Annotated in this window: 2 tRNA genes and 3 rRNA genes; all 5 read left to right on the forward strand. The window is 51.0% G+C overall.

The features are described 5' to 3' along the window. Positions 1–517: 517 nt before the first annotated feature. The 5 genes from TU75_RS25915 (at position 518) to rrf (ending at position 5,725) form a co-directional block, all read left to right on the forward strand. Positions 518–2,054: ribosomal RNA gene (locus TU75_RS25915) — 16S ribosomal RNA — on the forward strand. A gap of 82 nt (positions 2,055–2,136) precedes the next feature. Further along, a tRNA-Ile gene (locus TU75_RS25920) sits at positions 2,137–2,213 on the forward strand. A 30-nt stretch (positions 2,214–2,243) separates the two neighbouring features. Beyond that, positions 2,244–2,319: transfer RNA gene (locus TU75_RS25925), tRNA-Ala, on the forward strand. A 247-nt stretch (positions 2,320–2,566) separates the two neighbouring features. Continuing rightward, positions 2,567–5,458, forward strand: a 23S ribosomal RNA gene (locus TU75_RS25930). A gap of 151 nt (positions 5,459–5,609) precedes the next feature. Next, a 5S ribosomal RNA gene (rrf, locus tag TU75_RS25935) occupies positions 5,610–5,725 on the forward strand. Together the 16S, 23S and 5S rRNA genes with 2 tRNA genes alongside form the textbook arrangement of a ribosomal RNA operon. Positions 5,726–5,744 lie beyond the last annotated feature (19 nt).

Below are 5,744 nucleotides of genomic sequence, written 5' to 3' on the forward strand. Positions count from 1 at the left end.
TCTATAATTCGCCCCACTTCCGGCGCAGTCGAAACGGAAAACTCCTTGGTAAACAAGTAGTTACGCGGAATTCGACAGCGGGTTGCTTCAGGTCATCGAAGCCCAGAAGGAGTTGATAGTGCGGTGTTGTTTGGCGCTATTAACGTTTCGATCTTCTCGGTCGAAAGCGGAGAAAAAGAGGTGTTGACAGCAGCGTGTAACGCTGTAGAATTCGCCTCCCGCTGACGAGAGATCGGAAGCGCAAGTGGTTGAAGTTGTTGAAGAATTCTTCGAAAGCTTCTGAAAATAATCACTTGACAGCAAATGAGGCTGCTGTAGAATGCGCGCCTCGGTTGAGACGAAAGATCTTAACCAACCGCTCTTTAACAACTGAATCAAGCAATTCGTGTGGGTGCTTGTGGAGTCAGACTGATAGTCAACAAGATTATCAGCATCACAAGTTACTCCGCGAGAAATCAAAGAATAACCAACGATTGCTGAGCCAAGTTTAGGGTTTCTTAAAAACCCAAAGATGTTTGAACTGAAGAGTTTGATCATGGCTCAGATTGAACGCTGGCGGCAGGCCTAACACATGCAAGTCGAGCGGTAGAGAGAAGCTTGCTTCTCTTGAGAGCGGCGGACGGGTGAGTAATGCCTAGGAATCTGCCTGGTAGTGGGGGATAACGTTCGGAAACGGACGCTAATACCGCATACGTCCTACGGGAGAAAGCAGGGGACCTTCGGGCCTTGCGCTATCAGATGAGCCTAGGTCGGATTAGCTAGTTGGTGGGGTAATGGCTCACCAAGGCGACGATCCGTAACTGGTCTGAGAGGATGATCAGTCACACTGGAACTGAGACACGGTCCAGACTCCTACGGGAGGCAGCAGTGGGGAATATTGGACAATGGGCGAAAGCCTGATCCAGCCATGCCGCGTGTGTGAAGAAGGTCTTCGGATTGTAAAGCACTTTAAGTTGGGAGGAAGGGCAGTTACCTAATACGTGATTGTTTTGACGTTACCGACAGAATAAGCACCGGCTAACTCTGTGCCAGCAGCCGCGGTAATACAGAGGGTGCAAGCGTTAATCGGAATTACTGGGCGTAAAGCGCGCGTAGGTGGTTTGTTAAGTTGGATGTGAAATCCCCGGGCTCAACCTGGGAACTGCATTCAAAACTGACTGACTAGAGTATGGTAGAGGGTGGTGGAATTTCCTGTGTAGCGGTGAAATGCGTAGATATAGGAAGGAACACCAGTGGCGAAGGCGACCACCTGGACTAATACTGACACTGAGGTGCGAAAGCGTGGGGAGCAAACAGGATTAGATACCCTGGTAGTCCACGCCGTAAACGATGTCAACTAGCCGTTGGAAGCCTTGAGCTTTTAGTGGCGCAGCTAACGCATTAAGTTGACCGCCTGGGGAGTACGGCCGCAAGGTTAAAACTCAAATGAATTGACGGGGGCCCGCACAAGCGGTGGAGCATGTGGTTTAATTCGAAGCAACGCGAAGAACCTTACCAGGCCTTGACATCCAATGAACTTTCTAGAGATAGATTGGTGCCTTCGGGAACATTGAGACAGGTGCTGCATGGCTGTCGTCAGCTCGTGTCGTGAGATGTTGGGTTAAGTCCCGTAACGAGCGCAACCCTTGTCCTTAGTTACCAGCACGTAATGGTGGGCACTCTAAGGAGACTGCCGGTGACAAACCGGAGGAAGGTGGGGATGACGTCAAGTCATCATGGCCCTTACGGCCTGGGCTACACACGTGCTACAATGGTCGGTACAGAGGGTTGCCAAGCCGCGAGGTGGAGCTAATCCCATAAAACCGATCGTAGTCCGGATCGCAGTCTGCAACTCGACTGCGTGAAGTCGGAATCGCTAGTAATCGCGAATCAGAATGTCGCGGTGAATACGTTCCCGGGCCTTGTACACACCGCCCGTCACACCATGGGAGTGGGTTGCACCAGAAGTAGCTAGTCTAACCTTCGGGAGGACGGTTACCACGGTGTGATTCATGACTGGGGTGAAGTCGTAACAAGGTAGCCGTAGGGGAACCTGCGGCTGGATCACCTCCTTAATCGACGACATCAGCTGCTCCATAAGTTCCCACACGAATTGCTTGATTCATTGAAGAAGACGATAAGAAGCAGCCCGAAATTGGGTCTGTAGCTCAGTTGGTTAGAGCGCACCCCTGATAAGGGTGAGGTCGGCAGTTCGAATCTGCCCAGACCCACCAATTTTGTGTGGGAAACGCCTGTAGAAATACGGGGCCATAGCTCAGCTGGGAGAGCGCCTGCCTTGCACGCAGGAGGTCAACGGTTCGATCCCGTTTGGCTCCACCACTACTGCTTCTGTTGTATGAAAGCTTAGAAATGAGCATTCCATTGTGATGATGGTGAATGTTGATTTCTAGTCTTTGATTAGATCGTTCTTTAAAAATTTGGGTATGTGATAGAAAGATAGACTGAACGTTACTTTCACTGGTAACGGATCAGGCTAAGGTAAAATTTGTGAGTTCTCTTAGTTGAGAAATTCGAATTTTCGGCGAATGTTGTCTTCACAGTATAACCAGATTGCTTGGGGTTATATGGTCAAGTGAAGAAGCGCATACGGTGGATGCCTTGGCAGTCAGAGGCGATGAAAGACGTGGTAGCCTGCGAAAAGCTTCGGGGAGTCGGCAAACAGACTTTGATCCGGAGATGTCTGAATGGGGGAACCCAGCCATCATAAGATGGTTATCTTACGCTGAATACATAGGCGTAAGAGGCGAACCAGGGGAACTGAAACATCTAAGTACCCTGAGGAAAAGAAATCAACCGAGATTCCCTTAGTAGTGGCGAGCGAACGGGGACTAGCCCTTAAGTGGCTTTGAGATTAGCGGAACGCTCTGGAAAGTGCGGCCATAGTGGGTGATAGCCCTGTACGCGAAAATCTCTTAGTCATGAAATCGAGTAGGACGGAGCACGAGAAACTTTGTCTGAATATGGGGGGACCATCCTCCAAGGCTAAATACTACTGACTGACCGATAGTGAACTAGTACCGTGAGGGAAAGGCGAAAAGAACCCCGGAGAGGGGAGTGAAATAGATCCTGAAACCGTATGCGTACAAGCAGTGGGAGCCTACTTTGTTAGGTGACTGCGTACCTTTTGTATAATGGGTCAGCGACTTATTTTCAGTGGCGAGCTTAACCGAATAGGGGAGGCGTAGCGAAAGCGAGTCTTAATAGGGCGTCTAGTCGCTGGGAATAGACCCGAAACCGGGCGATCTATCCATGGGCAGGTTGAAGGTTGGGTAACACTAACTGGAGGACCGAACCGACTACCGTTGAAAAGTTAGCGGATGACCTGTGGATCGGAGTGAAAGGCTAATCAAGCTCGGAGATAGCTGGTTCTCCTCGAAAGCTATTTAGGTAGCGCCTCATGTATCACTGTAGGGGGTAGAGCACTGTTTCGGCTAGGGGGTCATCCCGACTTACCAAACCGATGCAAACTCCGAATACCTACAAGTGCCGAGCATGGGAGACACACGGCGGGTGCTAACGTCCGTCGTGAAAAGGGAAACAACCCAGACCGTCAGCTAAGGTCCCAAAGTTATGGTTAAGTGGGAAACGATGTGGGAAGGCTTAGACAGCTAGGAGGTTGGCTTAGAAGCAGCCACCCTTTAAAGAAAGCGTAATAGCTCACTAGTCGAGTCGGCCTGCGCGGAAGATGTAACGGGGCTCAAACCATACACCGAAGCTACGGGTATCACGTAAGTGATGCGGTAGAGGAGCGTTCTGTAAGCCTGTGAAGGTGAGTTGAGAAGCTTGCTGGAGGTATCAGAAGTGCGAATGCTGACATGAGTAACGACAATGGGTGTGAAAAACACCCACGCCGAAAGACCAAGGTTTCCTGCGCAACGTTAATCGACGCAGGGTTAGTCGGTCCCTAAGGCGAGGCTGAAAAGCGTAGTCGATGGAAAACAGGTTAATATTCCTGTACTTCTGGTTATTGCGATGGAGGGACGGAGAAGGCTAGGCCAGCTTGGCGTTGGTTGTCCAAGTTTAAGGTGGTAGGCTGAGATCTTAGGTAAATCCGGGATCTTAAGGCCGAGAGCTGATGACGAGTGTTCTTTTAGAACACGAAGTGGTTGATGCCATGCTTCCAAGAAAAGCTTCTAAGCTTCAGGTAACCAGGAACCGTACCCCAAACCGACACAGGTGGTTGGGTAGAGAATACCAAGGCGCTTGAGAGAACTCGGGTGAAGGAACTAGGCAAAATGGCACCGTAACTTCGGGAGAAGGTGCGCCGGTGAGGGTGAAGGACTTGCTCCGTAAGCTCATGCCGGTCGAAGATACCAGGCCGCTGCGACTGTTTATTAAAAACACAGCACTCTGCAAACACGAAAGTGGACGTATAGGGTGTGACGCCTGCCCGGTGCCGGAAGGTTAATTGATGGGGTTAGCTAACGCGAAGCTCTTGATCGAAGCCCCGGTAAACGGCGGCCGTAACTATAACGGTCCTAAGGTAGCGAAATTCCTTGTCGGGTAAGTTCCGACCTGCACGAATGGCGTAACGATGGCGGCGCTGTCTCCACCCGAGACTCAGTGAAATTGAAATCGCTGTGAAGATGCAGTGTATCCGCGGCTAGACGGAAAGACCCCGTGAACCTTTACTATAGCTTTGCACTGGACTTTGAATTTGCTTGTGTAGGATAGGTGGGAGGCTTTGAAGCGTGGACGCCAGTCTGCGTGGAGCCAACCTTGAAATACCACCCTGGCAACTTTGAGGTTCTAACTCAGGTCCGTTATCCGGATCGAGGACAGTGTATGGTGGGTAGTTTGACTGGGGCGGTCTCCTCCTAAAGAGTAACGGAGGAGTACGAAGGTGCGCTCAGACCGGTCGGAAATCGGTCGTAGAGTATAAAGGCAAAAGCGCGCTTGACTGCGAGACAGACACGTCGAGCAGGTACGAAAGTAGGTCTTAGTGATCCGGTGGTTCTGTATGGAAGGGCCATCGCTCAACGGATAAAAGGTACTCCGGGGATAACAGGCTGATACCGCCCAAGAGTTCATATCGACGGCGGTGTTTGGCACCTCGATGTCGGCTCATCACATCCTGGGGCTGAAGCCGGTCCCAAGGGTATGGCTGTTCGCCATTTAAAGTGGTACGCGAGCTGGGTTTAGAACGTCGTGAGACAGTTCGGTCCCTATCTGCCGTGGACGTTTGAGATTTGAGAGGGGCTGCTCCTAGTACGAGAGGACCGGAGTGGACGAACCTCTGGTGTTCCGGTTGTCACGCCAGTGGCATTGCCGGGTAGCTATGTTCGGAATAGATAACCGCTGAAAGCATCTAAGCGGGAAACTAGCCTCAAGATGAGATCTCACTGGAACCTTGAGTTCCCTGAAGGGCCGTCGAAGACTACGACGTTGATAGGTTGGGTGTGTAAGCGCTGTGAGGCGTTGAGCTAACCAATACTAATTGCCCGTGAGGCTTGACCATATAACACCCAAGCAATTTGCGTCGAAAGGCCAGATTGCGGTGTGTGAAGACGAGATAAACCGAAAGTTCGACGCTCACAAAACACCGACAGCTGTCACATACCCAATTTGCTGAAGCGAGGCCATCTGGTCACGACTCAGTACCCGAATTTCTTGACGACCATAGAGCATTGGAACCACCTGATCCCATCCCGAACTCAGCAGTGAAACGATGCATCGCCGATGGTAGTGTGGGGTTTCCCCATGTGAGAGTAGGTCATCGTCAAGATTAAATTCCGAAACCCCAT

The sequence above is a fragment of the Pseudomonas poae genome (genome assembly GCF_001439785.1).
GTDB lineage: Bacteria > Pseudomonadota > Gammaproteobacteria > Pseudomonadales > Pseudomonadaceae > Aquipseudomonas > Aquipseudomonas poae.